Genomic DNA, 26,556 nt, shown 5'->3' with positions numbered 1-26,556 from the left:
CGGATCAGCGGCAGTAGCGCACCTTCACGCGCCGCCCCAGATAGGGGTCGTAGACGCGGCGGATGGTGCAGCCGCGCCAGCCGCGCCGCTCATAATCGCGATAGCGATAGCTTTCGCGCGGATAATAGCCGCGCTGGCGGTAATAGCCGTCATAGCGGCGATCGTCGTAATAATAGCGGTCGTCATAACGATCGCGGCCCGAGCTGGCGATCGCGGCGCCGATCACGACACCGGCGATCCCGGCGACAATGGCCGCGCCCGCATCGTCGCGGTCGCGATGGCGATAGCGCTGAGCCTCAGCCGGCGCGGCCGCGGTGAGCGCGGTGGCGCCGAGGGTCAGACCGAGCACCGCCCTGGTGATCATCGTCTTCATGTCTTCCTCCTCATGCATCTGCACATTCCGACGTCTCAACGCATATGCGGTCCGTCTGCACAGGCTTGTGGCCGAGTCGGGCTGAACGCGCGCGGAATCGCGCATTCACGTGGCGTTTAGCTGGCCCTTGCGGTTTGGGTGGTTTTGCTCTTTTGAGAGCCGCACCCGCCGCTCGGCGGCAGCCGACACACAAACGCCGACAGAAGAACAAAGGACGCGCGATGGCCCTGTGGCTGATGAAATCCGAACCCGATGTGTTCAGCTGGGACGATCTGGTGCGCGATGGCAGCACCGAATGGGACGGCGTGCGCAACCATACGGCGGCGGGCAACTTGCGCGCGATGCAGGTCGGCGACCGCACCTTTTTCTATCACAGCAATATCGGGCTGGAGATCGTCGGCATCATGGAAGTGAGCCGCGAGGCCAAGCCCGATGGCGAGGGGAAACATTGGGTGTCGGTCGAGATGAAGCCGGTCGAGCCCCTGCCCCACTCGGTCACGCTGAAGATGGTCAAGGCCGAACCGCGCCTCGCCGCGATGGAGCTGGTCAAATATTCGCGGCTGTCGGTGGGCAAGGTCAGTCCCGAGGAATGGGACGTGGTGCTGGAACTGGCGCGGCGCTGACCGGGACAGACGCCGCCGGCCTAGGCCCGCGCTGACAGTTGCCTTGGCGCGAACCGCGCCGCTATGGCGGGGCGATGACCGCCTCAAGCGCCCCCGTTGCACGCGACCAGCCGGTTGCGGGCCGTTTCGACGGCGTCGAGCACCGGTTTCCGGTGCGCATCTATTTCGAGGATACCGACCTGTCGGGGGTGGTGTATCACGCCAACTACCTGCGGTTCATGGAACGCGCGCGATCCGACATGCTGCGCTGTGCCGGGATCGACCAGCGCGCGGCGCATGAGGCGGGCGAAGGCGTCTATGTCGTCCGCAACATCGCGATCCGCTATGTTGCACCCGCGCGGCTGGATGATGCGTTGGTCGTGGTCAGCCGCGTGCTGCGCGTGCGCGCGGCAGCGGTGAATATTCAGCAACGAGTCATGCGGGACGGGGAATTGCTGACCGAGGCGGATGTGGAAGCGGCGTTCGTGACCCCGACGGGGCGCGCGCGACGGCAACCGCCGGAGTGGGTCGAAGCGTTCGTGCCGCTGCTGTGGAAGGGAAACTGAGCGACACATGGACTGGTTCGTAAATCTCAACGCCGATTCGATGTCCCCCATCGGTCTGTTCCTTCAGGCCGACTGGGTGGTGAAGGCGGTGATGATCGGCCTGTTGCTGGCCAGCATCTGGACCTGGGGCATCATCCTGTCGCTGCGCGGCCGCATCGCGCGGGTGCGCAAGGCTGCCGACCGGTTCGAAGGCGATTATCGCAAGACCGACGATATCGACGCCTTCCACCGCCTGCATGGCGACGAGGATCATCCGACCGCGCGCGTGTTCGCCGCGGGCGTGACTGAATGGCGCCGCTCCACCGGCGGCCGCAGCCTCGACAAGGAAGGCACGCGCGAGCGGCTGGCCACGACGATGGGCGCGGCGGTGGCGCTGGAGATCGACCGGCTGTCGGACCGGCTCAACATCCTGGCGACGGTCGGGTCGGTCGCGCCGTTCGTCGGCCTGTTCGGCACGGTATGGGGCATCATGCGCAGCTTTACCGCGATCGCGACCGAGCAGAATACCTCGCTCGCCATCGTCGCGCCGGGCATTGCCGAGGCGCTGTTCGCGACCGCGATCGGCCTGTTCGCGGCAATCCCGGCGGTGATCGCCTATAACCGCTTCAGCCATGGCATCGACCGGGTCGAGGCGCGGCTGAACCGCTTTGCCGACGGCTTCCACGCGACGCTCAGCCGCCAGCTCGACAGCGCGCCGGCGGGCGGCAAGCCGGTGCTCTGATGGGCGCCCAGCTTCCCTCTTCGCGCGGCAAGGGGCGGCGCGCGCCGATGGCGGACATCAACGTCACGCCATTGGTCGACGTGATGCTGGTGCTGCTGATCATCTTCATGGTCACCGCGCCGCTGATGACCGCGGGGGTGCAGGTGAACCTGCCCGAGAGCCGCGCCAAGCCGCTGGATCAGGAGCAGAAGCCGGTCCAGATCTCGATCGACGAGAAGGGCGTGATCTATCTCGACAATCAGGAGCTGAGCGAAGCCGCGCTGGCCCCGATGCTGGAGGAGATCGCGGCCAAGGCGGGTGAGGACAAGCCGCAAATCTATCTGCGCGCCGACATGCGCCTCGACTATGGCAAGGTCATGCGGGTGATGGGCGAGCTCAACCGCGTCGGGCTGAACAAGGTGTCGCTGGTCACCACGCCGGCGGACGGCGGCTGATGGCGCTGGCGATCGACCGCAGGGAGGGTGCCGGGATCGGCGTGGCCGTGATCGGCCATGTCGCGCTGTTCGGCGTCCTGTCGGTCGGGTTCCTCGCCACCCCCAATCCGGTCAAGCTGGAAGCGACGCCGATCGAGATTTCGATCACCGACGCGGTCGGACTGAAGAGCGAGGCGCCGGTGATCAACCGCGAGGCGCCGGCCGAGAAGCTCGCCGAAGTGCCCGGCCCGGTCGAACCGGATACGCCCCCGCCCGCGCCGCAGCCCGATCCGCAGCCGATCGCGCGGCCCGATCCGACCCCGCCCAAAGCGGCCCCCGCCCCGGCGCCCAAGCCGCAGCCCAAGGCCGAGCCGAAAAAGGCCCCCACGCCCCCGCGCCCGGACAGCCCGACAAAGGCGCAGACCAACGCGGCCCAGACCAAGGCGCAGCCCAAGGCCAGCGAACGCGCGGTGCGGCCGACCGGACGGCTGACCGGGATCACCGATGGGCTGACCGACCAGCAGAGCAAGGGCAAGGCGACGACACCGCAGGCGGTGCAGATGGGTGCGGAAGTGCGCTCGTCGGTGTTCGGGCTGATCCGGCGGCAGGTTAAGCCGCACTGGCGCGCGCCGACCGGGGCGGATGTCAATCTGCTCGCCACGATCGTCGAGGTGCGGCTGAACAAGGATGGATCGCTGGCAGGGCAGCCGCGCGTGGTCCAGCAGACCGGACAGACCGACAGCAACCGCCCGCAACAGGAATTGCACAAGGAACGCGCGCTGGCCGCGATCCGGCTTGCTGCCCCCTTCAAGGGCTTGCCCGAAGACTATTATGACGGCTGGAAAGCCTTCCGACTGTCCTTCGACAGGAGACTGTAAATGAAGTTGCGCATCCTTTTTGCCGCTACCACGGCGTTGTTCGTCGCCGCCCCCGCCGTCGCGCAGGAGCAACCCGCGGCCCAGCCGACAGCGCCGGCCGGCGACAGCCAGGAACTGCCGACGATCGACGTGACCGACGAGAGCGCGCAGGACCTGACGATCCTGGTCCCGCCAATGCCGACGCAGCAGGTGGTGAACACGCCCGCGGGCAGCACCGATGCACTGGGGCGCCAGATCGCGCAGATCATCACCGACAATCTGCGCAATTCCGGCCTGTTCAAGCCGCTTGGCCCCACGGGGGTCCGCGCGATCCCGGTGAGCGAGGTGAGTGCGCCGGACTTCGGTTACTGGCGCGGCGCGACCGCGCAGGCGCTGGTGCAGGGGTTTGTGCGCGCCAATGGCGACGGCAACCTGACCGTCGGCTGCTACCTCTACGATGTCGCGCTGGGCACCGAACTTGCGCGCGAGGGCTTTGTCGTGCGTCCGGCCGACTGGCGGCGCGCGGCGCATAAATGCTCCGACACCGTCTATACCCGCCTGACCGGCGAGGGGCCGTATTTCGACAGCCGCGTGATTTACGTCAGCGAGACCGGCCCGAAGAACCGCCGCATCAAGCGGCTGGCGATCATGGACCAGGACGGCGCCAACCACCGCTTCCTGACCAACGGCCAGTCGATCGTGCTGACCCCGCGCTTTTCGCCCGACGAGCGGCGCATCGCCTATATGAGCTACCAGAACGACAAGCCGTCGCTCTATGTCTATGACCTGTCGAACGGCACCCAGCGGTTGCTCGTGACGAACGTCAGCCTGGCCTTTGCGCCGCGCTTCTCGCCGGACGGGCGCTGGATCCTGTTCACCATGTCGGTGGCGGGTAATGCCGATGTCTATCGCATCGCGGCGACCGGGGGCACGCCGCAGCGGCTGACCACCGCGCCGGGGATCGATACCGGCGGCAGCTATTCGCCCGATGGCAGCAAGATCGTGTTCGAAAGCGATCGATCGGGCAGCCAGCAGCTTTACGTGATGAACGCCGACGGGTCGAACCAGCAACGCATCAGCTTTGGGGGCGGGCGCTATGCGACGCCGGTGTGGAGCCCGCGCGGCGACCTGATCGCCTTTACCCGCATGGGCGGGGGCTTTCGCATCGGGGTGATGAGCCCGTCGGGCGGCGGCGAGAAGCTGCTGACCGATGCATGGGGCGACGAGGGACCGAGCTGGTCGCCCAATGGCCGCGTGCTGCTGTTCGCGCGCGGATCGCAGGGCAGCTCGGGCAAGTCCGACATCTGGTCGGTGGACCTGACCGGCAGCACATCGCGTCGGATTCCGACCCAATTGGACGGTTCCGATCCCGCATGGGGACCGCTACGCCCGTAACCGGGTTGACCGGCGGGGAACACCCACGCACCCTGTCCGTTACGCAGGGGTATCGAGTTTGATCCACAGGCCTTAGGGAGACAAGACCAATGGCGAAGCTGAAAACCGCCCTGATCATCGCAACGATGGCCGTTGCCGTCGCCGGTTGCCAGAAGAAGCGCCCCGAGACGCTGCCCCCCGGCCCCGGGCCGGTCGACAATGGCGGCGGCGGTAGCGGCAGCGACACCGGCGGGATGGTCCAGCCCGGCACGGCCGCACATTTCCGCCAGAATGTCGTCAGCGACACGATCAATTTCGAGTTCGATCAGTATGACATCGACGCGCGCGCGCGGCAGATTCTGGACAGCCAGGCACAGTGGCTGATGCAGTTCCCGAATACGCGCATCACGCTGGAAGGCCATGCCGACGAGCGCGGCACACGCGAATACAACCTCGCCCTGGGCGACCGTCGCGCCAATGCCGCCAAGAACTATCTGGCCGCGCGTGGCGTCTCGCCGACGCGGATCACCACGATCAGCTATGGCAAGGAACGTCCGCTGGCGCTGGGTTCGGACGAAGCCAGCTGGGCGCAGAACCGTCGCGCAGTGACGATCGTCATCAACTGACGACCGGCACATTGCCAACCCGACCAGGGGCGCGAACCACCCGGTTCGCGCCCCTGTTCAGTTTGTCCCGGGAAGATCCGCGATGCCAAGATCGGCGGCCAGTTCATGCAGACGCCGGTCGCGCGTCCACAAACGCGACCCCGGGGTCAGGCGCACTGCCGCGAGCAGATGCGCATCGACATAGCCGATCCCGCGCCCATGCAATGGCTGGCTTTCAATAAACGCCAGCACCTCGACATCGCTCGCCACCGCTACCGTCGCCAGATCGCCCAACGCAGTCAGCACCATGGCGCGCTGGCGCAGGCTGCCCAGCGCAATTTCCCCGATGATATGCGGGTGGATACAGATGCGGCCGGCGTTGAGTCGCGCGACCATCACCGGGTCGCCGTGCCGCAAATGATCGACCCAGATGCTGGTGTCGGCCAGGATCATTCGGCGTCGGCGCGTCGCCGTGCCGTAATTTCAAGATCAGGCTCAGTGCCACCGAGCAAGGCCAATCGTCGGGCGCTCTCACGCTCAATCAACGCCTTCATCGCCTCGCGGACGAGCTGCGACTTTTCCCGGAAACCGGTGAAAGCCTGCGCCTTGGCGAGCAATTCGTCATCGAGCACAATGGTGGTCCGCATGGTACCTCCTCCGATCAGCACGCATTTATCATCATTTGATGCGCCATTCAATGCACTCAGCTGACATCCGATTCTGCTTGCGCGCCGCCTGAATCGATATAAATATGATATCATCTTTTCAGGGAGGCAAAAATGTCCGACTTCGATTCGCGCGCGCTTCGCTCCAGTGCCGAGCGGCCCGCCAGCACCGCCAGCGGCTATGCCATGCTGCTTGTCGCACTTGCCGCAGTGATCGGCATTGTCGCATCCGCAACGCAGATGGGCGAAGCGCCATGGGCGCCGTTCGCGCTGGTGCTGGGCGTGGTGATCCTCGCCTTTGTCGCGCCGGGCTTCTACCTGCTGCAGCCGAACCAGGCGGCGGCGATCCTGTTGTTCGGTGCGTATAAGGGCACCGACCGCACCACCGGCCTGCGCTGGACCTGGCCGTGGATGATCAAGACCAAGGTGTCGGTGCGCATCCACAATGTCACGTCGGAGCGGCTGAAGGTCAACGACCTGCGCGGCAACCCGATCGAGATCGCGTCGAACGTGGTGTGGCGCGTCGCCGATACCGCGCAGGCGCTGTTCGACGTCGATGACTATCGCGAGTTCGTGCACATCCAGATCGAGAGCGCGGTGCGCGCGATCGGGTCGCGCTACCCCTATGACGACTTCACGCATGAGGAGATGACGCTGCGCGGCAATGCCGAGCATGTCAGCGAGGAGCTGCGCGTCGAACTGCAGGAGCGCGTGCTCGCGGCGGGCGTGCATATCGACGAGTGCCGCCTGACCCACCTCGCTTATGCCCAGGAGATCGCGCAGGCGATGCTGCGCCGGCAACAGGCCGAGGCGGTGGTCGCGGCGCGCAAGACGCTGGTCGAAGGCGCGGTCGGCATGGTCGAGATGGCGCTGGAGCAGCTGTCGGAGAAGAATGTCGTCGAGCTGGACGACGAGCGCCGCGCGGCGATGGTGTCGAACCTGATGGTCGTGCTCTGCTCCGAGCGCGACACGCAGCCGGTGGTCAACGCCGGATCGCTGTACCAGTAAGCGGGAAAGGAAGGCCGATGGCCGCCCCACCCAAGAAAGCGTTCCCGCTCCGGCTCGATCCCGCGCTCTATGCCGCGATCGAACGGAGCGCGGCGACCGACCTGCGCAGCGTCAACGCGCAGGTCGAGTGCCTGCTGCGCGAGGCGCTGGCGCGGCGCGGCGTGAAACTGGCCGACCCGGTACGCGCCAAGCGCGGGCGGCCACCAAAGGAGGATCAGGATGCGATCGCATAGCTGCCCCAAATGCCAGAGCCAGATGGTCGAGGGATTTGTCGCCGATGAGGGCTATGGCACCAAACATGTCAGCAAGTGGATCGAGGGCGCGCCCGAGAAGAGCTTCTGGACCGGCCTGAAGATCGGCAAGCGCCGAAAGATCGAGATCCGCAGCTGGCGTTGTCGCAACTGTGGCTTCCTCGAACACTACGCCCCCGCCTGAACGTTGTTGAAGGAGACACGAGATGATGACCGCCCTGTTCGCCCCGCGCCGTCACCTGCCCTGGCTGATCGCCGCCTCGGCGCTCGCGCTCGGTCTTGGCCTGCTCGCGGGGCTGGCATGAGCGTGCAGCGCTACCGCGACGCGCTCAAGGTGCGCGAGGGCTATTGGTTCGCGCCCAAGCTGTTCGGCTGGGGCGCGACGCCGGTGACGTGGCAGGGGTGGCTGAGCGTGTTGCTGTTCGTCCTCGCCGTGGTGGCGGTGCTCCACTGGGCGCCGAGCCAGTTCGTGCGGCTCGGCGTGACCGGACCGATGCTGGCGCTGTTCATCTGGTTCACCTGGACGAAGACCGATGGCGGCTTTCGCTGGCGCTGGGGTCCGGACCGCGACTGACGATCAGCGGCGGCGCGGCTGCACCGGCGGCGGCGGGCCGAAGGCTTCGTCGAGCAGACGGGCCAGACGCAGGCCGCCGCGCTTGATCTGCGCCTGCATCATCGGGACCAGCTTTTCGATATCGGCATCGTCGAGCTTGCCGCGTGCGGGCAGATCGGCGCGGCACGGGTCGCCGTCGAACGCAGCCGCATAGGCCATGTGCGACGCCTGCCAGTTTTCGCGGCTCCAGTCCTCGACCGTCCCGGCGCTTTCGGCGGCGCGTTCCTCGGGCGAATAGAGTTTCACGATCGGCGGCGGCGTGGTGATCGCGCGCTCGGCGAGCAGGCCGTCCATGATGCTGTGCAGGTTGAGCCGTTCGGGGCCGTAAATGCCGTAATCGGTGCGCGCGCGGTTTCCGCCAAGGTCGCCCTTGTCACCGGCATGCAGCGGCTGGTGCAGGTCGCCGACGAAATGGGTGAGAAAGGCGAGCGCCATCACCTTTTCGCGGACCGGCACATCCTTGTCCTGCAACAGCTTCACGCCGCGCTCGATCTGGGCCGACACGCAATTGCCGTCGGGGCAGTTGCCGCGGAGCGTGAACGGCTTGCAGATGTTCACATTCTGATAGTGCCAGTTGTAGGCGTAGCTGAACCGGACCCCGAGTGGCTTGATGCAATCGGCCCAGACGCTGGCTTCTTCCAGCGTCTTTGCGGAACAGGTCGGGGTTTCGAGCAGCGCCTGCCGCGCCAGCAGGCGGTCGATCGCGCGGCGCGTTTCGGGTTTGACGTTCTTGTAGGCAATGGTGGCGACCGTCTGGTGGCCATATTCCCAATAAGCGAGCGCGGGGGTGGCGACGAAGCTGGCGGCGAGCGCGAACAGCGCGAGGATGCGGCGAATCATGGGAGTGCCCTTACTAAATCCTCCCCGGCACGGGGAGGGGGACCATCCGAAGGATGGTGGAGGGGGCAAAGGCAAGGGAATCCGTTGTCTCGGGCCCCTCCACCACGCCGCTTCGCGTCGCGGTCCCCCTCCCCGTTCCGGGGAGGATTTTTTTTTGGATCAGTCCTCGTCGCCGTAGATCGCAACGGTCTTCTTGCCGCCGGCCGACACCTTGCCGCGATACATGCCGGGGGTGTTGAAGCTCCACGCCATCTCGCCGGTCGGGCCGGTCACGATGACCCCGCCGGTGCCGCCGAGTGCGCGGGTTTCGGCCATGACGGCATCGGCCGCCGCCTTGAGGCTTTCGCCCTTGAAGCGGACGCGGGCGCAGATTTCGTGGGCGACGCCCTCGCGGATGAAGAACTCCCCTGCCCCGGTCGCCGAGACCGCGCAGGCGCGGTTGTCGGCATAGGTACCCGCGCCGATCAGCGGCGAATCGCCGACGCGGCCCCAGCGCTTGCCGGTGACGCCGCCGGTCGAGGTCGCGGCGGCGACGTTGCCGGCCTTGTCGCGCGCCACCGCGCCGACCGTGCCGTATTTCATGTCGACATCGAACCAGCTGGTCTTTTGCGCCTTCATCTTTTCAAGCTGCTGGCGGCGTTCGTCGGTTGCGAACCACTCCGGGCCGACCTGCTCCAGCCCCTTTTCCGCGCTGAAAATGTCTGCGCCCTTGCCCGCGAGCATGACGTGCGGGCTGTCCTCCATCACCTTGCGCGCGAGGGCAATCGGGCTTCTGGTGCGGGTGACCCCGGCAACCGCGCCCGCGCGACGATCGGCGCCGTCCATGATCGCGGCGTCGAGTTCGTTGGTGCCTTCATAGGTGAACACCGCGCCGCGCCCGGCGTTGAAGTGGGGATCGTCCTCCAGCACCTTCACTGCCGCCTCGACCGCGTCGAGCGCGCTGCCGCCGGCTGCCAGCACCTTCGACCCCGCCTCCAGCGCAGCATCCAGCCCCTTGCGCGCCGCCGCCTCACGCTCCGGCGTCATCTTGTCGCGTTCGAGCACGCCGGCACCGCCATGGATGACGAGCGTCCAGTCGGATTGGCTTTGCGCGGAAACAGGGGCGGACATCAGCAAGGCTCCGATCAGCAGGGAAAGGCGGTTCATACGGCCTCCGGGGTCATTTTAGGCGGCGCGGCGACGCGTCGGGCGTAGCGCAGTCCGATCAGCGGCCGCAGCCACGGCACTTCGCGCCCATAGCGATAGAAGATCCAGCAGCCCAGCATCGTCACGGGCACCAGCACCGCGAACTCGGCCGCGGCGGGCAGCGACAGTTTGAGCAGCCAATACATGGCGACGACGATGATCGTCTGGTGGATCAGGTAGAAGGGGAACACCGCTTCGGTCAGCATCGGGCGCCAGCGATGATCGCGGTTGAGATAGACTTCGGCAATGCCGATCAGCGCGGCGATCATCATCCACGCCTGGATGTAGCGCGCGGCGAGCATGATGCGACCGGGCAGCCACGGGATGCGCGCGGTATAGGCGATGTCGATCGCCGCCGTCACGGCATAGCCCGCCAGCGCAATCGCCAGCGCCGGTTTCCACAACCGCGCCAGCCACGCCATCACCGGGCGCGACCCGGCCAGCGCGAAGCCGAACAGGAACGCCGGGAAATAGGCAAGATGCGCGACGCCGTCGTTGATCACGTCATGGCTGTCGCTCCAGCGCTGGAACACGACCACCTGGGTCATCAGCAGCCAGGCGGCGGGGAGCCACAGCACGCGCGTTCCGGCGAACAGCTGATCGAACAGCCGCTGCGCCACCGCGCCGCCGGGCAGGCTGGCGATCAACACCAGCGCCAGCGTGTAGAGATAGAGATAGCCGACGAACCAGAGATGGTTCCAGGTCGGCAGGATCATCGGACCGAAGTCCCCGAAATACCAGTAATGCCGGGTCCAGAAGGTCCAGTAATCGAAGCCATAGGGCCATTGCGTACGCAGCTCGACCCAGGCCTGGGGCGGGACGATCACGGCGATGCCGAACAGCAGCGGCAGCACCAGCCGCCAGCTGCGGTCGGCCATGAAGCGCGCGGCTCCGCGCGACTTGAGCCACAGCGCGCGGCTGGCAAAGCCCGACACCACGAACAACAGCGTCAGCCGCCACGGATTGGTGAACAGCATCGGCACCGTCACCCAGCCGGCCGGATCGGCGGTCTTCACATGATAACCCCATGGCACAAAGACCATGCCGATATGGTAGAAGATCAGCAGGCCGAACGCCCCGATCCGCAGCCAGTCCATGCCATAATGCCGTTCCACCCGCGCGCCATAGCGGGGGCGATGGCGCTTGTCAGGCGGCTTGCGGAGAAATCCGGTGCGGCGCATCCGCCGGGCGCGGACCGAGCCCGATCAACGGCCGCAGCCAGCGCAGTTCGCGCCCGATCAGATAAGTGGCAGCGCAGACCAGCACCGTTCCGCCGAGCAGCACGAGGAACTCCGCCCCCGCCGACAGGTGCAGCGGCAGCGTGTACCATGCGATCAGCACGATCGCCGGCTGGTGCACGAGGTAGAAGGGGAACACCGCCTCGGCCGCGGTGCGGCGCCAGCGATGGTCGCGGTTCCAGAAGCGGTCGGCGACCTGGATCAGCACCAGCGTCATCGCCCAGCCCATCGTCACCTGCCCCGCCCGGGCCAGCGCCATCACCCAATGCGGCGGGACGGCATCGCCGGGATAGCGCAGCTCGACCAGCACGATCACCGCTCCGGCGAGCGCCGCCAGCAAGAGCGCCCCACGCCAGACGCGGCGCAGCGCAGGCCACAGCGCCGGTGCGCCAGCCAGCACGAACCCGAACAGGAACATCGGCAAATAGTTCGCATGTCCCGCCCAGTCGCGCAGCAGGCCATGTTCGTCGGGCACCACGAACTGAAGCCCGAGCCGGGCGATGACCAGCAGCACCGCCGGCACCCACAGCAGACGCGATTCCTGAGCTATCCACGCGCTGAGCTGCGCCGCGCGTGCATCGAAGCGGGCGCGCTGACGCCACAGCAGCAGCGCCAGCAGCGCGGTATAGGCCCAGAGATAGACCACGAACCACAGATGCTCCCAGCTGGGGAATTCGCGTCCCCAGAAGCTTCCGACACGCCAGTAATCGACCGTCCAGAAGTGGGGATAGCCGTGCGGATAACCCGCCGCGGCCACGCGCACCCACATTTCAACCGGGATCAGCACGACCATGCCGAACGCCAGCGGGATCAGCAGGCGCAGGTTGCGCGCCTTCACAAACGCACGCGCGTCGCCCGACTTGCGCAGCAGATGCCACGAGGCAAAGCCGGAGACCGCAAACAGCAGGGGCAGCCGCCACGGGGTCAGCAGCGCCATCGGCACGATCAGTTCGGACAGGCTGTAGGGGCTGTGGATCACCCAGGGCCATGGCGCGAACACCATCGCGATATGATAGACGATCAGCAGCGCGAACGCGGCAATGCGCAGCCAGTCGAGGCCGTAATGCCGCCCGCCGCGTTCAAGGCCCCGGTTCGCTTCGTTCACGCACTGCGCTATAGGCAGCGCGCCTCACCAATTGGTTAGCGGGAGCGTCGATGCGGCGGACGATTTTTCTGGGCATGGCGCTGGTCGCGGCAGGCGTTCCCGCCAGCGCGCAGCGGGCAATCACCGTCGACACGCCGCCTGCCGGCCGCTTCGACGCCGCGCAGGTGCCGCCCGCGCCCGACTATGACGGTCCCGCCAATTGGGCATCGCTGCCCTGGATCCGCGACGATGGCGACATGACAGCGCAGGGCGTGGCGGAGGGCCCGCAATTGCGCGCGCCGGTCGATGTCTTCTTCATCCATTCGTCCGTCCCGCTGCGCCGTGCGGTGTGGAACGCCGACACCAGCGATGTCTGGTTCAACGGCGATGTCGGGCAGACGTCGATCCGCAATCACGCCAGCGCGTTCAACGGATGCTGCGCGATTTACGCGCCGCGCTATCGGCAGGCGAACCCGGCGGGGGAAGATCCGGCAGCGCGCGCGCTCGCTTATTCCGATGTTGCGCGCGCCTTTGCCGCTTTCCGCACCCGTGTCGGCGATCGGCCCTTCATCCTCGCCGGGCATGGCGAGGGGGCGCGGATCGCGCAGCTGCTGATCGAGCGGGTGATCGATGGCCAGCCGGTCGCGGGGCGGATGGTCGCGGCCTATCTGATCGGCACGCCGGTGACGCGCGACTGGCTGGCGGCGCGACGCGGACTGGCGGCGTGCAGCAACGCGACCGACACCGGGTGCATCGTCAGCTGGGTCAGCGGGTTGGAGAGCGGCACGCACCGGCGCACGCATGGACCGATCCTGTGCTCCAATCCGATCCGCTGGACCAGCGGACCCGAGATCGCGCCGCGCGCCACGCACCGCGGCGCATGGATGCGCAACGGCGCGGAATTTCCCGAGCCGTCGCGCGCGCCCGATGCCGGGCTGGTCAGCGCGCGATGCGACCGCGATGGCGTGCTGCGCGTGTCCGATCCGGGCGGAGCCTATGCCGAACTGGCCGGGCCGGATGGCAGCTTTGCCGCGCTCGACATCCCGCTATTCTGGCTGGACCTGCGCGACAATGCCATTGCCCGCGCCGCCGCCTTCCGCGCCGCCCGGCGATAGGCTATAGGCGCGGCGAACCCGAGAGGAACTTCCATGTCCGTGCGTCCCTGGCGCGATATCACGCGCCGCCACAGCCGTCAGATCATGGTCGGCAACGTCCCCGTTGGCGGCGATGCCCCGGTCACCGTGCAGACGATGACCAACACCCCGACGTCCGATCCGGTCGCGACGCTCAACCAGATTCGCCGGTGCGAGGATGCGGGCGCGGACATCATCCGCGTGTCCTGCCCCGATGTTGAAAGCACCGCCGCGCTCAAGCAGATCGTGCGCGCCGCACGGGTGCCGATCGTCGCCGACATCCATTTCCACTACAAGCGCGCGCTGGAAGCCGCCGATGCGGGCGCAGCGTGCCTGCGCATCAACCCCGGCAACATCGGGTCGGCCGATCGCGTCAACGAAGTGGTCAACGCCGCCAAGGCCAATGGCTGCGCGATCCGCATCGGCGTGAACGCCGGTTCGCTCGAGAAGGATCTGCTGGAGAAGTACGGCGAACCGTGTCCCGAGGCGCTGGTCGAAAGCGCGCTCGATCATATCAAGCTGTTGCAGGACCGCGATTTTCACGAGTTCAAGGTGGCGGTGAAGGCCAGCGACCTGTTCCTCGCCACCGCCGCCTATCAGCAGCTTGCCGAGGCAGTCGATTGCCCGCTGCACCTGGGCATCACCGAAGCCGGCGGGTTCGTCGGCGGGACGGTGAAGAGCGCGATCGGCATCGGATCTTTGCTGTGGTTCGGGATCGGCGACACGATCCGCGTGTCGCTTTCCGCCGAGCCGGAAGAGGAAGTGCGCGTCGGGTTCGAAATCCTGAAGGCGCTCGGCATCCGCAATCGCGGCGTGCGCGTGGTCAGCTGTCCCAGCTGTGCGCGTCAGGGCTTCGACGTGATCCGCACCGTGCAGACGCTGGAGGAACGGCTCCAGCACATCCGCACCCCGCTGTCGCTCAGCGTGCTCGGCTGTGTCGTCAACGGTCCGGGCGAAGCGCGCGAGACCGATATCGGCCTGACCGGCGGCGGCAACGGCAAGCACATGGTCTATCTCGCCGGCGTGACCGACCACACGGTCGAGGATGCCGACATGCTCGACCATATCGTCAAGCTGGTCGAGGCCAAGGCGGCGGAGATCGAGGCGGCGAGTGAGGCGGCGGCGGTGGCGGCGGCGTGATTGCCGCGATGGCCCTTTTGTCTCTGGCAGCCGCACAGGAACCGCGTGTCCTCAGGCTGCACCTGCAAGGCGATGGCGATGCCGCCCCCTGCGTCGTGATCATCAACGGACAAAAGGTCGACTCCTCCGACGATAGGGCACTGGACGAGGCGTTCGCGAAATATCCGTCGAAGGAGTGGATGGTCGATGTTTTTGCCGGCGAAGCGGTGGCATATCGTTGCATCGGTGGCGTGATCTATCGCATTCAGTCGAAAGGCTATCGGTTCACCAAAACCGCATTGGTTCAGTCGCCTGTCAGTCCCAAATGAGTTTCGCGGATCGGGCCGCGTCGGGATGATCTCGCGTCCTGGACCGATCGCTGCTATAGTTCGCGTGTGAAACCCGAGCGGGCCCTATACGAAGACCTCGACGCGCCGGATCGCGCGCGTCTTCGTGCGCTGGCAGATATCGAGGCCGGGCGGGTCGTGCCACATGAGCAGGTTGCCGAATGGCTGAAGACTTGGGGCACAGCTGACGAGACGCCGATGCCATCGGAATGGCTCAAATAATCTGGACGCGCGAGGCGCTTGCCGACCTTGCCGCCATCCGCGCCTATATCGCGCAGTTCGACCCCGATGCGGCAGTGCGATTTGCCGCACGCCTGATTGAAGCTGGCGAAGGATTGGCGGATTTCCCGCGCAAAGGCCCCGAGATCGAGCATGGCCTCCGCCGCTGGTCGCTCGTGCGGCCCTATTCGATCCGCTACCTGATCGACGGTGACGCGGTTTACATTGTCGACATCGTTCACGGCGCACGCGACGACCGCGCCTGACAATCACTTCATTCCACCCGGCGCCTAAATCCACTAGTGCGCCCGCCATGCGCCCCGCCTCCCCCCTTTTCGCCTTTGCCGTCGCGTCGCTTGGCATCGCCATTTTTTCGTCGATGGACGCAGTGATGAAGGGGCTGGTGCTCGCGCTGGGGGCCTATAACGCGCTGACGTGGCGGATGATGGCGGGGATCGTGGCGAGCGGGGTGCCCTATGCGCTGTCGCGCCCCAGGTGGCCCAGTCGCGCCGCAATGCGACTGCATCTGCTGCGCGCGGCAGTGTCGGCGGTGATGACGTTCCTGTTCTTCTGGGGACTGGGCCGGGTGCCGATGGCGCAGGCGATCGCGCTGGCGTTCATCGCGCCGATCATCGCGCTGTTCCTGGCCGCCTGGCTGCTCAAGGAGCGCATCACGCGCGTCACGATGATCGCCACCGCGCTGGCGTTTGCCGGGGTCGTGCTGATCCTGTTCGGACAGGCACAGGCGCAGCTGGGGCGCGAGGCATTCTGGGGCGCGATCGCGATCCTCGTGTCCGCAGTCGCCTATGCCTGGAACATCATTCTGATGCGGCAACAGTCGCTGGTCGCCGGCGCGCTTGAGGTCGCCTTCTACCAGTCGCTGTTCATCTTCGTCATATTCCTGTGCGCCGCGCCGTGGTTCCTGATGCTGCCGTCGGTCGAGCATGCACCGGCGATCGTGCTGGCGGCGGTGCTGGCGACGATGTCGCTGTTCCTGCTCAGCTGGGCCTATGCCCGCGCCGAGGCCAATTACCTCGCGCCGACCGAATATACCGGCTTCCTGTGGGCGACGCTATGGGGATGGGTGGTGTTCGACGAAGGCGTTTCGTTCTTTACCGTGGCCGGGGCGGCACTGATCGTCGGGGGCTGCATCATCGCGGCGCGGCGGCGCGACCATGCGCCGGTCGCCGATACGGAGGCACAGATTTGATCACGATCCGTCAGGCCGGCGAGGCCGATTTCAACCTTGTCGCGGACTTCATCCGCAAGCTCGCCGACTATGAAAAGCTGGCCCATGAAGTGCGCTTCGACGATGCGACGCTGCACCGCCATTTGTTCGGGCCGCGCCCGGCGGCCGAGGTGCTGATCGGCGAAGTCGATGGGGTGGCGAGCGGGTTCGCGCTGTATTTCCAGACCTTTTCGACGTTCGAGGGCAAGCCCGGCATCTGGCTTGAGGATCTGTTCGTCGAACCGCAGGCGCGCGGCGCGGGGCTGGGCCGGGCGTTGCTGTCGCGGCTGGCGGCGCTGGTCATCGAGCGCGGCGGCGCGCGGCTTGAGTGGAACGTCCTCGACTGGAACGAACTCGGCAAAGGCTTTTACCGCAGCATCGGCGCTGGCCATGTCGATGGCTGGGAGCGCTGGCGGATGCAGGACGACGCGCTGGCGGCGCTGGCCAGGGGGTAAGGAACAGGGGGCCGGGCGCGCGGCGCCGGCCCCCGTCCGTCCGGTTCAGGCCGCTTCGGCCGCAGCCTTGGCCTGCTTCGCCGCCTCGATCGCTTCGACCACGATCCGCTTGGCTTCCTCGGCATCGCCCCACTGGCCGATGCGGACCCACTTTTCGGACTCCAGGTCCTTATAGTGTTTGAAGAAATGCTCGATCTGCTGAAGCACGATCGAGGGCAAGTCCTGCCGCTCACCCACGTCCGAATAATAAGGGAACGTGGTGTCGACGGGGACGCAGATCAGCTTTTCGTCGCCGCCGGCTTCGTCTTCCAGCTTGAGCACGCCGATCGGGCGCGCGCGCACGACGCAACCCGGGATGAAGGGCGAGCGCGAGATCACCAGCGCGTCGAGCGGATCGCCATCGGGCGACAGCGTGTGCGGCACGAAGCCGTAATTCGCCGGATAGCGCATCGGCGTGTGCAGGATGCGGTCGACGAACAGCGCGCCCGATTCCTTGTCGAATTCATACTTCACCGGCTCACCGCCGGTCGGCACTTCGATGATGACGTTGAGGCTGTGCGGCGCGTTGTCGCCGACAGGGATTTTGTCGATACGCATTGGTCTTCCTTATTTCTGGTTCGGCCGATGCCCTGCCCGCCTCAGCGAGCCTGCAACAACCTGTCCAGGCCACCCTCTCCGGTGCCGATTTTTTCGAGGCGCGGATAGCGCAGGCCGCCGGTATAGTCGATGGTCGTTTCGCGGTAGCGCGTACCGCTCTTGATCATCAGCCTGATCGGGGTCTTGCTGACCTTCGCCTCGGTAATCGCGGCCTTCAGCCGCTCGTCCGAATATTCGCGGCCCGCCACCGCGACGATCGTGTCACCAAGGTCCAGTCCGGCGTTGAACGCGGGCGAGTCCCAGGTGACGCTGCCAATCGCCCCGCCCTTGCCCACGGCCAGCCCCAGCGAATAGCTGAAATCGGCGCGTCCGGAACGCTTCTCCGCGCTCTTGAACGCGGCGGTCGGCTCGTCGGTATAGATCAGGCGATAGCCGTTGCGGGTGAAGCCATCGAGCGGCGCGCGGTCGGCCACGCCGTGCAGCCGGGTGGTGAGGAAGCCTGCCCAGTCATAGGGCTGGATCGCGTCGAGCGTCTTGACGACATCGGCGAAATCATAGGTCAGCACGCCCCAATCGCCGTCGCGCATCCCGAAAAAGGCGCGGGCGAAATCGTCCATCGACTTGTGGCCGCGCGACAGGGAGCGCAGCCGGGCATCGACCTCCAGCCACACCAGCAGGCCTTCATTGTAATAATCCTCCGACCGCTGCCAGCTGACCCAGCCCTTGGGGCGCCGCGCCGAGATGATCGGGTCGTTGGTGGTATCGATCAGCGGACGCCAGGTGCGCGCCGGACGGTTGTCGAGGCTCGCGGCGATGATGGCGAGCATGTCGAGCGTGTCCTGCTTGCTGACGATGCCGGAGCGCGCCTGCAGGACATAGCCCCAGAATTGCGTCTGCCCCTCGTACACCCACAGCAGCGAATCGCGCATCGGGGTGCGGAAATCGGGCGTCCAGCTGTCGTTTCCGCGGCGGAACTTGCCGTTCCAGCTGTGCACGAATTCGTGCGGCAACAGGTTGCGCGAGCCCGGCCCTTCGCTCCACTTGGTGAAATAGCCCGGGCCGACGCCATTCTCCGAACTGCGGTGATGCTCAAGCCCGATCCCGCCCATCTCGTCGCTGATCGACAGCAGGAATTCATACTGGTCGTAATGCTGCGACCCGAACAGCTTGATCGATTGCTGGACCAGCTTCTTGTGCGCCTCGATCTGCTCGGGCTTGGCCTCCAGCTCCTCGGGCTCGTCGGCGAAGACATTGAGGTCGACCCGGTCCGACAGCTTGAACTCGCGATAATGCTTTCCGGCGAACACCGGTGAATCGATCAGCGTTTCATAGTCCGTCGTCTGATAGGCATAGGCGTCGCCCTGCTTCGTCGCGGGCAGGCCCGACACCGCGGTCCACCCCGTGGGGTAGGTCACGGTCGCCGACACCGGGATGCGGCGCGTGAAATAGCCGGCGGGGTAGAGGCTGACCTGTTCGAACTGCAGGTTGAGCATGTTGGGCGCGATCGACACGCGACCCTGATCGCGATCGGTGGCGCCGACGAACTGGAATTCGATGTCGAGCTGAGTCGCACCGGCGGGGACGTCGAGGTGGAAGGCCCAGACATCGACCGTGTCGCGGGTCCAGGCGACCGGCGTGCCATTGGCGCTGATCTTCAGCCCTGCCAGCTTTTCGATCTCGCCGCGCGCGGCATGCTTGCCGGGCAGCCAGGCGGGCATCATCAGCACCATCGGCCCGGCCTGCGCGACCGGGATCACCTGCTTCACGCGATAGATCGCCTGCTGGATATTGGTCGCATCGACCGTGACGGTCATCGTACCGGGATAGGCGACGTCCCTGGCGACCGGGATCCGGTTGTCGAACGGCAGCGGCTGAGGCGTGCTGTTCTGGGCGGTGGCGCCAGATGAAACCGATGCGGTGGCGAGCAACAGGGCAGTAAGCGCAAGGGCGCGACGCATGAACGAACCTTTCGGGAGGGATCGGGTTATTTTGTTACCCTAGCCAGCAGCACCGCGCGCGTAAATCCTCCCCGGCACGGGGAGGTGGCAGCGCGCAGCGCTGACGGAGGGGGCCCCGAGGCAACGGATTCCGCTGCCTCGGGCCCCCTCCACCACGCCCTGCGGGCGCGGTCCCCCTCCCCGTTCCGGGGAGGATTGGATGCTTCACGGCTTGCTTACCATTTTCGCGCTAGACGCGACGTCATGTATCACGACCCCGCCCTTGCCCGCAGCGCCAAGGCCGACCCGCGGCCGAAGTCCGCCGTCAGCACCGGATGCGGCCTCGCCGGTCTGGTCGGGATGGCGATCTGGCTGACGATTGCGCGGACCTATGGCCTCGATGGCCCGTTTGCAGCGCTGGTCAACCTCGCCGCGGGTGGCGTTCCGATGGTGCTGTGGGCGGTGTTCGTCGATAAGGTGCATCGCAACCCGACGACCGGGGTCAAGTGGAGCGATCCGCGCCCCTTCAGCGAGACGCGCGAGATTTCGATCACCAAGCTCGCCGGGCTGTGGCTGACCTGGGGCGGGATCGCGGGCATCTATGCCGTGTGCCGCTTTTACTGGGAGGGCAATTTCGCCTTTGCCATGTGGTGTTTCCAGATGGCGGCGCCGGCGCTGTTCATCCTGTCGATCCCCTATGTGCTGTGGATCGACCGCTACCTCGAAAAGCCCAAGGACGGCGCGTACATGCTGGGCGCGTGGCTGATCGGGTCGAAGGAGCCGGTCGACGAAGCCGCGATCCACAATCATCTGCGCAGCTGGACGGTGAAGGCATTCTTCCTCGCCTTCATGCTCGCGATCGTGCCACCTGGGTTCGGCGCATTCGTGCGCGCGGACGCGAGCGGCATCCTGACCAACCCGATCGCGCTCGCCAACTGGCTGATCACCGGCATGTTCATGCTCGACGTGGCGTTTGCGACGGTCGGCTATATTCTCACCTTCCGCCCGCTCGACAGCCATATCCGCACCGCCAACCCTTACGCGGGCGCGTGGGCGGTAGCGCTGATCTGCTACCCGCCGTTCATCCTCATGGGCAATGGCGGGCCGCTCGACTATCACCCCGGCACGTCGGACTGGACGCATTGGCTGGCGGGGCATGATGTGCTGTTGTGGATCGTCGGCGCGGTGCTGGTGGCGCTGACCGGCATCTATGCCTGGGCGACGATGGCGTTCGGCTTCCGCTTCTCGAACCTCACCCATCGCGGGATCATCACCCATGGGCCGTATGCGTGGACGCGGCACCCGGCGTACCTATCGAAGAACCTGTTCTGGTGGATCGCGACCTGTCCGCTGCTGGTCACCACCGGCAGCCTGGCCGACGCGGCGCGCGCGACCCTGCTGCTCGGGCTGGTCAGCCTGATCTACTATGTCCGCGCCAAGACCGAGGAAAAGCATCTCGGCGAAGACCCCGAATATCGGGCGTATAGCGAATGGATGGCGCGCAATGCGCCGATCCCGCGGTTTTTTGCGTGGGTGATGGGGAAACGACGCGCGGACGAGGCAGCGACCTGATCTCGCGCTCCTGTGCGGGCAGGAGCATGTTATCCCATCCACTCCAGCCATGCGCCATGAGGATGCGCGGCGGCCAGCAGCTGCGGCTCCCCGCTTCCCGGCCACATCCGCACCGTCAGTTCGTGGCGAAACGTCTGCCGGTTCGCCTCGACTGCGATCCAGGCCAGCGGGCGCTCGGGCGTTGCCTTCGCGCCCGCCGCCTCCATCGCGGCGGTGATTGCTGCCTGCCGCTCGGCACCCAGATATTGCCAGACGATCGAGTGCATCAGCACGCGAGTTGTCCCCACCGCCTGTGGCCGGGCGAGCGCCTCGGCGACAAACGCCGCCGCATCGGCCTCAACCAGATCGGGCGCGTGCCGGGCTGCCTCTGCTGCCGCGATCTCCAGCCGCTGTGCGCGCACGCGATGTTCGGGCCAGGCATAGGCGCGCAGCCGCAGCAATGCCTCCGGGTCGGTCAGGTCGATCGGCGCGACGTCGCAGCCGCGTAGCGCCACGATCTCGACCGAACTCTCGGGCGGTGGCGGGCCGCGCCAATCGGGGGCGATGCGCATCGCCGCGTCGTCCGGACCGACCGCGACTCCGCCAAGGTCGTAGCGGTAGCGGTCCATCATCAGGTTGATGCCCGCGCTCGATCCGATCTCGATACAGTCGAACCGTCCGGGCAGACCCCGCGCCGCCAGCCACAGCATCGCGGCGGCATAGTTGCTCGACCGCGCTGCCTCATTGGTCTGCGGCGGGCCGTCGAGCCAGGGGAGCAGCGCGGCGTCATGCGCGTCGATCGCAGCATTGACCAGCGGCCCGGCATCGACCGCCTCCCCGGCATAGAGCGGGCCAAGCGACGGCGCGGCCCCGGTCAGATACAGCGCATGCAGCCCGCCCGCCGCGCGCAGCGGGAGCGCGTCGGCCATCGGCTTGCCCGGCCAGTCGCGCAGCCGCGCGCGGAACGCCCCCGGCCCGTCGATCCCGTCGCGGATCGCCTGCACCACGCTGGCGGTCAGGCCAGCGTCGTTGGCGCGGCAATAGTCCACCTGATTGGCGAACGCGGTCCGCACATCCTCCAGCGCCATCCAGTCGGCCATATGTACCTCCGACCCTCTTGTTGCGCCGCAACGCCCCCCCAAGTAAAGGCGCGCAACCCATGACCGACACCAGCACCGATCCGATCATCCTTGCCGTACCCAAGGGCCGCATCCTCGAAGAGGCGTTGCCGCTGCTCGCGCATGCCGGAATCGTGCCCGAAGCGGCGTTCTCGGACGAGGGCAGCCGCGCGCTGCGCTTCAAGACCAACCGTCCCGATATCGACCTGATCCGGGTGCGCGCGTTCGATGTCGCGACGTTCGTCGCGCATGGCGCGGCGCAGCTGGGCATTGTCGGGTCGGACGTGCTCGCGGAATTCGCCTATTCGGAGCTGTATGCGCCGGTTGATCTGGGCATCGGGCATTGCCGCCTGTCGGTGGCCGAGCCGGCCGCGCTCGCCGCGAGCGACGATCCGCGCGGGTGGAGCCATGTCCGCGTCGCGACCAAATATCCGCATCTGACGCGCAAGCATTTCGAGGCGCGCGGCGTGCAGGCCGAGTGCATCAAGCTGAATGGTGCGATGGAGCTGGCGCCGTTGCTCGACCTCGCCCCGCGCATCGTCGATCTGGTCTCGTCGGGCCGCACGCTCAAGGAAAACGGGCTGGTCGAGGTCGAGACGATCATGGAGGTGTCGAGCCGCCTGATCGCCAACCGCGCCGCGTTCAAGACGCGCCCTGAAATCGTACCGCTGGTCGATGCATTCCGACGCGCGGTGGAAAGCGAGGCTGCCGCATGATCCGCCTGTCCACGTCCGAACCGGGCTTTGCCCAGGCGTTCCGCGAGCTGGTCGATGCGCGACGCGAAGCCGACGCCGATGTCGCGCGCGACGTGCGCACCATCGTCGCATCCGTCCGCGACGAGGGCGATGCGGCGCTGCACGCCTTTACCCGCAAGTTCGATCGCCACGACCTCAACGACACCGGCTGGCGGATCGAGAAGAGCGACTGCATCGCGGCTTATGAGGCGCTCGCCCCCGATCTGCGCGCCGCGCTCGAACTCGCCGCAGCCCGGATCACCGCCTATCACGAAAAGCAGAAGCCGGCGGACAGCGACACCACCGACGCTGCCGGCGTGCGCACCGGCGCGCGCTGGAGCGCGGTCGAGGCGGCGGGAGTCTATGTTCCCGGCGGGCGCGCGGCCTATCCGAGCTCGGTACTGATGAACGCGATTCCGGCCAAGGTCGCGGGCGTCGATCGCGTCGTGATGGTCACGCCGACCCCGGATGGCGAGATCAACCCGCTCGTCCTCGCCGCCGCGCACATCGCCGGGGTGGACGAAATCTGGCGCGTCGGTGGGGCGCAGGCGATTGCCGCGCTGGCCTATGGTACCGGGCGGATCGCGGCGGTCGATGTCATCACCGGCCCCGGCAATGCCTGGGTCGCGGAGGCCAAGCGCCAACTGTACGGCGTAGTCGGCATCGACATGGTCGCGGGGCCGAGCGAGATCGTCGTCGTCGCGGACGGCAAGAACGACCCCGAATGGATCGCGGCCGACCTTCTCAGCCAGTCCGAACATGACCCGACCAGCCAGTCGATCCTGCTCACCGACGATGTAATCCTGGCGGGCAAGGTGGCCGAAGCGGTCGACCGTCAGATCGGCGAGTTGTCGACGCGCAAGGTCGCGCGGCAGAGCTGGGACGCCAATGGCGCGATCATCCTGACCGCAAATCTCGACGAGACGATCCCGCTCGTCAACAAGCTCGCGCCCGAGCATCTCGAGCTCGCGGTGGACGATCCCGACGCGCTGTTCGCCCGCGTACGCCATGCCGGTTCGGTGTTCCTCGGCCGGATGACGCCGGAAGCGATCGGCGATTATGTCGCTGGCCCCAACCACGTCCTGCCCACCGGCCGCCGTGCGCGCTTTGCCAGCGGCCTATCGGTGCTCGATTTCATGAAGCGCACCAGCTTCCTCGCGCTCGATGCGCAGGGGCTGGCGGCGATCGGCCCGGCGGCGGTGGCGCTGGCGGAGGCCGAAGGGCTGCCGGCGCATGCCAAGTCGGTGGCGCTGCGGCTATAACATAGCATTCGCCCGACCTTGCCCAAAGGCGGTTGCGGTCCCTACACACCCTCATTTGATGGGCTGCGCGCCGCGTGGCCCGAATGGATATTCGATTTATGCCTAGCCCATCCGCCAAGACCCGTTCCAAAGCCCGCGCCGCTGCGCGGCTTGCCGCCGTGCAGGCGCTGTATCAGCAGGAAATGGAGCAAACCCCCCTGCCCCAGCTGCTCACCGAGTTTCACCAGCACCGGCTGGGCGCGACGATCGAGGATGCGGAATATATCGACGCCGATCCGAATTTCTTCGACGATATCGTCAAGGGCGTGGACGCGCGGCGCGAGGAGATCGACGCGCTGATCGCGTCGAAGCTGGCGGTGGACTGGAGCTTCGACCGGCTCGACCGCCCGATGCGCCAGATCCTGCGCGCCGGGACATACGAGCTGCTCGCGCGCAAGGACGTGCCGGTCGGCGCGGCGATCAGCGAGTATCTCGATGTCACCGATGCGTTTTACGACCGCCGCGAAAAGGGGTTCGTCAACGGCTTGCTCGACGCGATTGCGAAGGTGGTTCGGGCTTAAGCTCAGCCGTCACCCCCGCGAAAGCGGGGGCCCATCACCTCCGCCAACCACATCTGCGCCGGTGCGGTTTGCCGCGCGTCCGGGAGATGGGCCCCCGCTTTCGCGGGGGTGACGAACGTGTTTAGTTCGCCCCCATATTCTTCACCCGGCCCAGCGCGGGCGGCGTCACCACCTCACCCCGCGCGAACCACGCCTCCAGCGCGTCGAGATCGAGTACGCCACCGGCGACGATCTGCCCGACCTTGAGCGTGGTGAAGCTGTCGCCGCCCCCGGCGAGAAAGCCGTTCATCGCGACACGATAGCGCGCCGCCGGGTCGAGCGGTTTTCCCTGCACCAGCGGCGCGATGATCCGCTGTCCCTCCGGCCGCGACCGGTCATAGCTGTAGGTTAGCCCCGCCGGGAACAGCAGCTTCGGGCCGTCTTCATTGGTGAATTGCTGCTCCAGAACGGCAAGCAATTGCGCGCCGCTATATTCGCGCACCTGCAGGTTATTGCCGAACGGCTGGGTGGTGTAGAGGTCGCCGAACGTCACCGTCCCGTCTGCCGCGGGGGTAATCGACGCGCGCACCCCGCCGGGGTTCATCAGCGCGATCTGAGCCCCATCCTTGCGCGTCGCGGCGAGCTGCGCATCGGCGATCAGCAGGCCGAGCGGCGATTCGACCAGCTCGCTATCCTCATTGCGCAGGATCGGCGCGGATGCCTTGCCCACCGGGCGGCGGGCGAGCGGGGCGGCGGCGGCGGCGTAGCGCGCGACATGCGCGGCGACCGCCGGGTCGGCGGGATAGGTCGGGAATGCCGGGTTCGCCTTGACCGGCCCGCCCGCGCTGACCGCGCCATCGCCCTGCACGATCACTTGCCGCGCCGACCGCGCCGACACTTTCCGGGTGACGGGATCGAAGGTCAGGTCGATGCCGGTCAGCATCACGCCGTTATTGCCGGCGCTGGTCAGCAGCACCGGCCTGGCCGGGTTGGTGGCGGAATAATCGCAGACATAAGCGCGGTGGGTGTGGCCCGAGACGATCACGTCGACGCCGGGGTCGAGCCGCTCCATGATGTCGAGGATCGGGCCCGACAGCCCGTCGCACCGGTTCGGCTGATCCGAGCGGGCGGGATAGCCGCCCTCATGCACCATCAGCACGATCGCGTCGGCACCCTGTGCCTTGAGCTGCGGGATCAGCGTGTTCGCGGTCTCCGCCTCATCGGCGAAGCGGTAACCGACGATCCCCGCCGGATCGACATAGGTGCCGGTCATGCGCGTGGTCAGGCCGATAAAGCCGATCGTGACCCTGGTCTTGCCGCTGCCGAATGTCTTGAGGCCGGTCGCGGGCATCAGGCTCTTGCCCGACGCATCCAGCGTGTTCCCGGCGAGATAGGTGTAGGACGCGCCCTTGAACGGTTCGAGCTGGCACGGCTGGGCCACCGCATTCTTCTCGCATCCGCCCCGTTGGAGACGCAGCAGTTCCTTCGTCCCGCGATCGAATTCATGGTTGCCGGCGGCGTTGAACTCAAGGCCCGCCATGCTCAGCGCCTTGACCGTCGGTTCGTCGAGGAACAGCGACGAGACGAGCGGGCTGGCGCTGGTCAGATCGCCCGCCGCGACGACGACCGTGTTGGGGTTGCCCGCCTTGAGCGCCTGAACCGCCGAGGCGAAATAGGCCGCGCCGCCGGCGGGCACCTTGACCGTCGTGCCGTCCGCCGCCTGCACGTCGATCGGCCGCGCCGGGGTTTCGAGCGCGCCGTGAAAATCATTGAACGCGATGATGCGCACGCTGACCGACGCGGTTGGCGTCGCCGCCCGTTGCGATGCGCAGCCCGCCAGCGACAGCCCGGCGAGAAGTCCAACGATCAGGCGCATATGCAGTCTCCGGCGAGTCGGTCTTGCCGGTCAGGTAACAGCAACG

32 protein-coding genes are annotated in these 26,556 nt (G+C 66.8%); 21 read left to right on the top strand and 11 right to left on the bottom strand.

The annotated features are described in order from the left end of the window. Positions 1-4 precede the first annotated feature (4 nt). The gene (locus J2Y54_RS13290; RefSeq protein ID WP_310040345.1) at positions 5-373 is read right to left on the bottom strand and encodes a hypothetical protein; all 369 of its coding nucleotides are present in this window, start codon (positions 371-373) and stop codon (positions 5-7) included. A 221-nt stretch (positions 374-594) separates the two neighbouring features. Here J2Y54_RS13290 and J2Y54_RS13285 point away from each other — a divergent pair, with 221 nt between their 5' ends. The 7 genes from J2Y54_RS13285 (at position 595) to pal (ending at position 5,532) form a co-directional block, all read left to right on the top strand. Further along, on the top strand, positions 595-996 hold the full coding sequence (locus tag J2Y54_RS13285; protein ID WP_310040343.1) for an EVE domain-containing protein: 402 nt from the start codon (positions 595-597) through the stop codon (positions 994-996). A 74-nt stretch (positions 997-1,070) separates the two neighbouring features. Next, positions 1,071-1,541, top strand: a complete 471-nt coding sequence (ybgC, locus tag J2Y54_RS13280; RefSeq protein WP_310040341.1) for a tol-pal system-associated acyl-CoA thioesterase — start codon at positions 1,071-1,073, stop codon at positions 1,539-1,541. A 7-nt stretch (positions 1,542-1,548) separates the two neighbouring features. Beyond that, a complete protein-coding gene (gene tolQ, locus J2Y54_RS13275) occupies positions 1,549-2,262 on the top strand; it encodes a protein TolQ (RefSeq protein ID WP_310040339.1) in 714 nt (237 codons plus the stop codon). Further along, positions 2,262-2,696 carry a protein TolR gene (gene tolR, locus J2Y54_RS13270; protein WP_310040337.1) on the top strand — a complete coding sequence of 145 codons (435 nt, stop codon included), beginning with the start codon at positions 2,262-2,264 and terminating at the stop codon, positions 2,694-2,696. The genes tolQ and tolR overlap by 1 nt, the downstream gene beginning before the upstream one ends. Beyond that, a complete protein-coding gene (locus tag J2Y54_RS13265; RefSeq protein WP_310040336.1) occupies positions 2,696-3,553 on the top strand; it encodes a cell envelope biogenesis protein TolA in 858 nt (285 codons plus the stop codon). Before tolR ends, J2Y54_RS13265 begins: the two co-directional genes overlap by 1 nt. Beyond that, positions 3,554-4,927 (top strand): Tol-Pal system beta propeller repeat protein TolB, encoded by a 1,374-nt coding sequence (tolB, locus tag J2Y54_RS13260; protein WP_310040334.1) that lies wholly within the window; start codon positions 3,554-3,556, stop codon positions 4,925-4,927. 89 nt (positions 4,928-5,016) lie between these two features. After that, positions 5,017-5,532, top strand: coding sequence for a peptidoglycan-associated lipoprotein Pal (pal, locus tag J2Y54_RS13255; protein ID WP_310040331.1), 516 nt, complete (start codon positions 5,017-5,019; stop codon positions 5,530-5,532). Between the two features lie 57 nt (positions 5,533-5,589). Here the strand turns inward: pal and J2Y54_RS13250 are convergent, their stop codons facing one another. After that, positions 5,590-5,964, bottom strand: coding sequence for a type II toxin-antitoxin system VapC family toxin (locus J2Y54_RS13250; RefSeq protein ID WP_310040330.1), 375 nt, complete (start codon positions 5,962-5,964; stop codon positions 5,590-5,592). Next, the gene (locus J2Y54_RS13245; protein WP_310040328.1) at positions 5,961-6,158 is read right to left on the bottom strand and encodes a type II toxin-antitoxin system VapB family antitoxin; all 198 of its coding nucleotides are present in this window, start codon (positions 6,156-6,158) and stop codon (positions 5,961-5,963) included. The genes J2Y54_RS13250 and J2Y54_RS13245 overlap by 4 nt, the downstream gene beginning before the upstream one ends. A gap of 132 nt (positions 6,159-6,290) precedes the next feature. On the opposite strand from J2Y54_RS13245, the gene J2Y54_RS13240 reads away from it, so the two are divergent. The 4 genes from J2Y54_RS13240 to J2Y54_RS13225 all read left to right on the top strand — a co-directional run bounded on the left by J2Y54_RS13240 (position 6,291) and on the right by J2Y54_RS13225 (position 8,009). Continuing rightward, on the top strand, positions 6,291-7,184 hold the full coding sequence (locus J2Y54_RS13240; RefSeq protein ID WP_310040325.1) for an SPFH domain-containing protein: 894 nt from the start codon (positions 6,291-6,293) through the stop codon (positions 7,182-7,184). Between the two features lie 17 nt (positions 7,185-7,201). After that, a complete protein-coding gene (locus J2Y54_RS13235) occupies positions 7,202-7,417 on the top strand; it encodes a toxin-antitoxin system HicB family antitoxin (RefSeq protein ID WP_310040323.1) in 216 nt (71 codons plus the stop codon). Further along, entirely contained in the window at positions 7,404-7,619 is a 216-nt protein-coding gene (locus J2Y54_RS13230) for a PF20097 family protein (protein WP_310040320.1), read from the top strand. The genes J2Y54_RS13235 and J2Y54_RS13230 overlap by 14 nt, the downstream gene beginning before the upstream one ends. A gap of 117 nt (positions 7,620-7,736) precedes the next feature. Further along, positions 7,737-8,009 carry a hypothetical protein gene (locus J2Y54_RS13225; RefSeq protein WP_310040318.1) on the top strand — a complete coding sequence of 91 codons (273 nt, stop codon included), beginning with the start codon at positions 7,737-7,739 and terminating at the stop codon, positions 8,007-8,009. Positions 8,010-8,012: 3 nt separating this feature from the next. Here the strand turns inward: J2Y54_RS13225 and J2Y54_RS13220 are convergent, their stop codons facing one another. The 4 genes from J2Y54_RS13220 to J2Y54_RS13205 form a co-directional block, all read right to left on the bottom strand. Next, positions 8,013-8,888 (bottom strand): S1/P1 nuclease, encoded by an 876-nt coding sequence (locus J2Y54_RS13220; RefSeq protein WP_310040316.1) that lies wholly within the window; start codon positions 8,886-8,888, stop codon positions 8,013-8,015. A gap of 159 nt (positions 8,889-9,047) precedes the next feature. After that, positions 9,048-9,998, bottom strand: coding sequence for an isoaspartyl peptidase/L-asparaginase (locus tag J2Y54_RS13215; protein WP_310041316.1), 951 nt, complete (start codon positions 9,996-9,998; stop codon positions 9,048-9,050). A gap of 32 nt (positions 9,999-10,030) precedes the next feature. Next, entirely contained in the window at positions 10,031-11,254 is a 1,224-nt protein-coding gene (locus J2Y54_RS13210; protein WP_310040314.1) for an acyltransferase, read from the bottom strand. After that, complete coding sequence (locus tag J2Y54_RS13205; RefSeq protein ID WP_310040311.1) at positions 11,220-12,416, bottom strand: acyltransferase; 1,197 nt, start codon at positions 12,414-12,416, stop codon at positions 11,220-11,222. Before J2Y54_RS13205 ends, J2Y54_RS13210 begins: the two co-directional genes overlap by 35 nt. Positions 12,417-12,466: 50 nt before the next feature. On the opposite strand from J2Y54_RS13205, the gene J2Y54_RS13200 reads away from it, so the two are divergent. From J2Y54_RS13200 to J2Y54_RS13175, 6 genes are all read left to right on the top strand, one after another. After that, positions 12,467-13,510, top strand: coding sequence for a DUF3089 domain-containing protein (locus J2Y54_RS13200; protein ID WP_310040310.1), 1,044 nt, complete (start codon positions 12,467-12,469; stop codon positions 13,508-13,510). Positions 13,511-13,543: 33 nt separating this feature from the next. Beyond that, positions 13,544-14,668: a flavodoxin-dependent (E)-4-hydroxy-3-methylbut-2-enyl-diphosphate synthase gene (gene ispG / locus J2Y54_RS13195; protein ID WP_310040308.1), complete on the top strand. Its 1,125-nt coding sequence runs from the start codon at positions 13,544-13,546 to the stop codon at positions 14,666-14,668. After that, entirely contained in the window at positions 14,665-14,976 is a 312-nt protein-coding gene (locus tag J2Y54_RS13190; RefSeq protein ID WP_310040306.1) for a hypothetical protein, read from the top strand. The genes ispG and J2Y54_RS13190 overlap by 4 nt, the downstream gene beginning before the upstream one ends. A 227-nt stretch (positions 14,977-15,203) precedes the next feature. Continuing rightward, positions 15,204-15,479, top strand: coding sequence for a type II toxin-antitoxin system RelE/ParE family toxin (locus J2Y54_RS13185; RefSeq protein WP_310040304.1), 276 nt, complete (start codon positions 15,204-15,206; stop codon positions 15,477-15,479). A gap of 47 nt (positions 15,480-15,526) precedes the next feature. Further along, positions 15,527-16,423 carry a DMT family transporter gene (locus tag J2Y54_RS13180; protein ID WP_310040303.1) on the top strand — a complete coding sequence of 299 codons (897 nt, stop codon included), beginning with the start codon at positions 15,527-15,529 and terminating at the stop codon, positions 16,421-16,423. After that, positions 16,420-16,896, top strand: coding sequence for a GNAT family N-acetyltransferase (locus J2Y54_RS13175; RefSeq protein ID WP_310040300.1), 477 nt, complete (start codon positions 16,420-16,422; stop codon positions 16,894-16,896). Before J2Y54_RS13180 ends, J2Y54_RS13175 begins: the two co-directional genes overlap by 4 nt. Positions 16,897-16,941: 45 nt before the next feature. Here the strand turns inward: J2Y54_RS13175 and ppa are convergent, their stop codons facing one another. Beyond that, the gene (ppa, locus tag J2Y54_RS13170) at positions 16,942-17,493 is read right to left on the bottom strand and encodes an inorganic diphosphatase (protein ID WP_310040299.1); all 552 of its coding nucleotides are present in this window, start codon (positions 17,491-17,493) and stop codon (positions 16,942-16,944) included. A 41-nt stretch (positions 17,494-17,534) separates the two neighbouring features. Then, positions 17,535-19,451, bottom strand: a complete 1,917-nt coding sequence (locus J2Y54_RS13165) for a peptidase M61 (protein WP_310040298.1) — start codon at positions 19,449-19,451, stop codon at positions 17,535-17,537. Positions 19,452-19,694: 243 nt separating this feature from the next. Between J2Y54_RS13165 and J2Y54_RS13160 the strand changes: the two genes are divergently transcribed. After that, entirely contained in the window at positions 19,695-21,002 is a 1,308-nt protein-coding gene (locus tag J2Y54_RS13160) for an isoprenylcysteine carboxylmethyltransferase family protein (protein ID WP_310040297.1), read from the top strand. Positions 21,003-21,031: 29 nt separating this feature from the next. Here J2Y54_RS13160 and J2Y54_RS13155 read toward each other — a convergent pair whose 3' ends face one another. Continuing rightward, the gene (locus tag J2Y54_RS13155; RefSeq protein ID WP_310040296.1) at positions 21,032-22,081 is read right to left on the bottom strand and encodes a DUF2332 domain-containing protein; all 1,050 of its coding nucleotides are present in this window, start codon (positions 22,079-22,081) and stop codon (positions 21,032-21,034) included. Between the two features lie 59 nt (positions 22,082-22,140). Between J2Y54_RS13155 and hisG the strand changes: the two genes are divergently transcribed. The 3 genes from hisG (at position 22,141) to nusB (ending at position 24,655) form a co-directional block, all read left to right on the top strand. Continuing rightward, positions 22,141-22,815, top strand: a complete 675-nt coding sequence (gene hisG / locus J2Y54_RS13150) for an ATP phosphoribosyltransferase (protein ID WP_310040294.1) — start codon at positions 22,141-22,143, stop codon at positions 22,813-22,815. Then, the gene (gene hisD / locus J2Y54_RS13145; protein WP_310040292.1) at positions 22,812-24,095 is read left to right on the top strand and encodes a histidinol dehydrogenase; all 1,284 of its coding nucleotides are present in this window, start codon (positions 22,812-22,814) and stop codon (positions 24,093-24,095) included. The genes hisG and hisD overlap by 4 nt, the downstream gene beginning before the upstream one ends. A gap of 98 nt (positions 24,096-24,193) precedes the next feature. After that, positions 24,194-24,655, top strand: a complete 462-nt coding sequence (gene nusB, locus J2Y54_RS13140) for a transcription antitermination factor NusB (protein ID WP_310040291.1) — start codon at positions 24,194-24,196, stop codon at positions 24,653-24,655. 121 nt (positions 24,656-24,776) lie between these two features. Here the strand turns inward: nusB and J2Y54_RS13135 are convergent, their stop codons facing one another. Then, the gene (locus J2Y54_RS13135; protein ID WP_310040289.1) at positions 24,777-26,510 is read right to left on the bottom strand and encodes a bifunctional metallophosphatase/5'-nucleotidase; all 1,734 of its coding nucleotides are present in this window, start codon (positions 26,508-26,510) and stop codon (positions 24,777-24,779) included. Positions 26,511-26,556: the final 46 nt, after the last annotated feature.

It is taken from the genome of Sphingomonas sp. BE123, assembly GCF_031456015.1.
Taxonomy (GTDB): Bacteria; Pseudomonadota; Alphaproteobacteria; order Sphingomonadales; family Sphingomonadaceae; genus Sphingomonas.
Note: the sequence above shows the minus strand (reverse complement) of the source record. Positions and strands in the feature narration are given on the sequence as shown.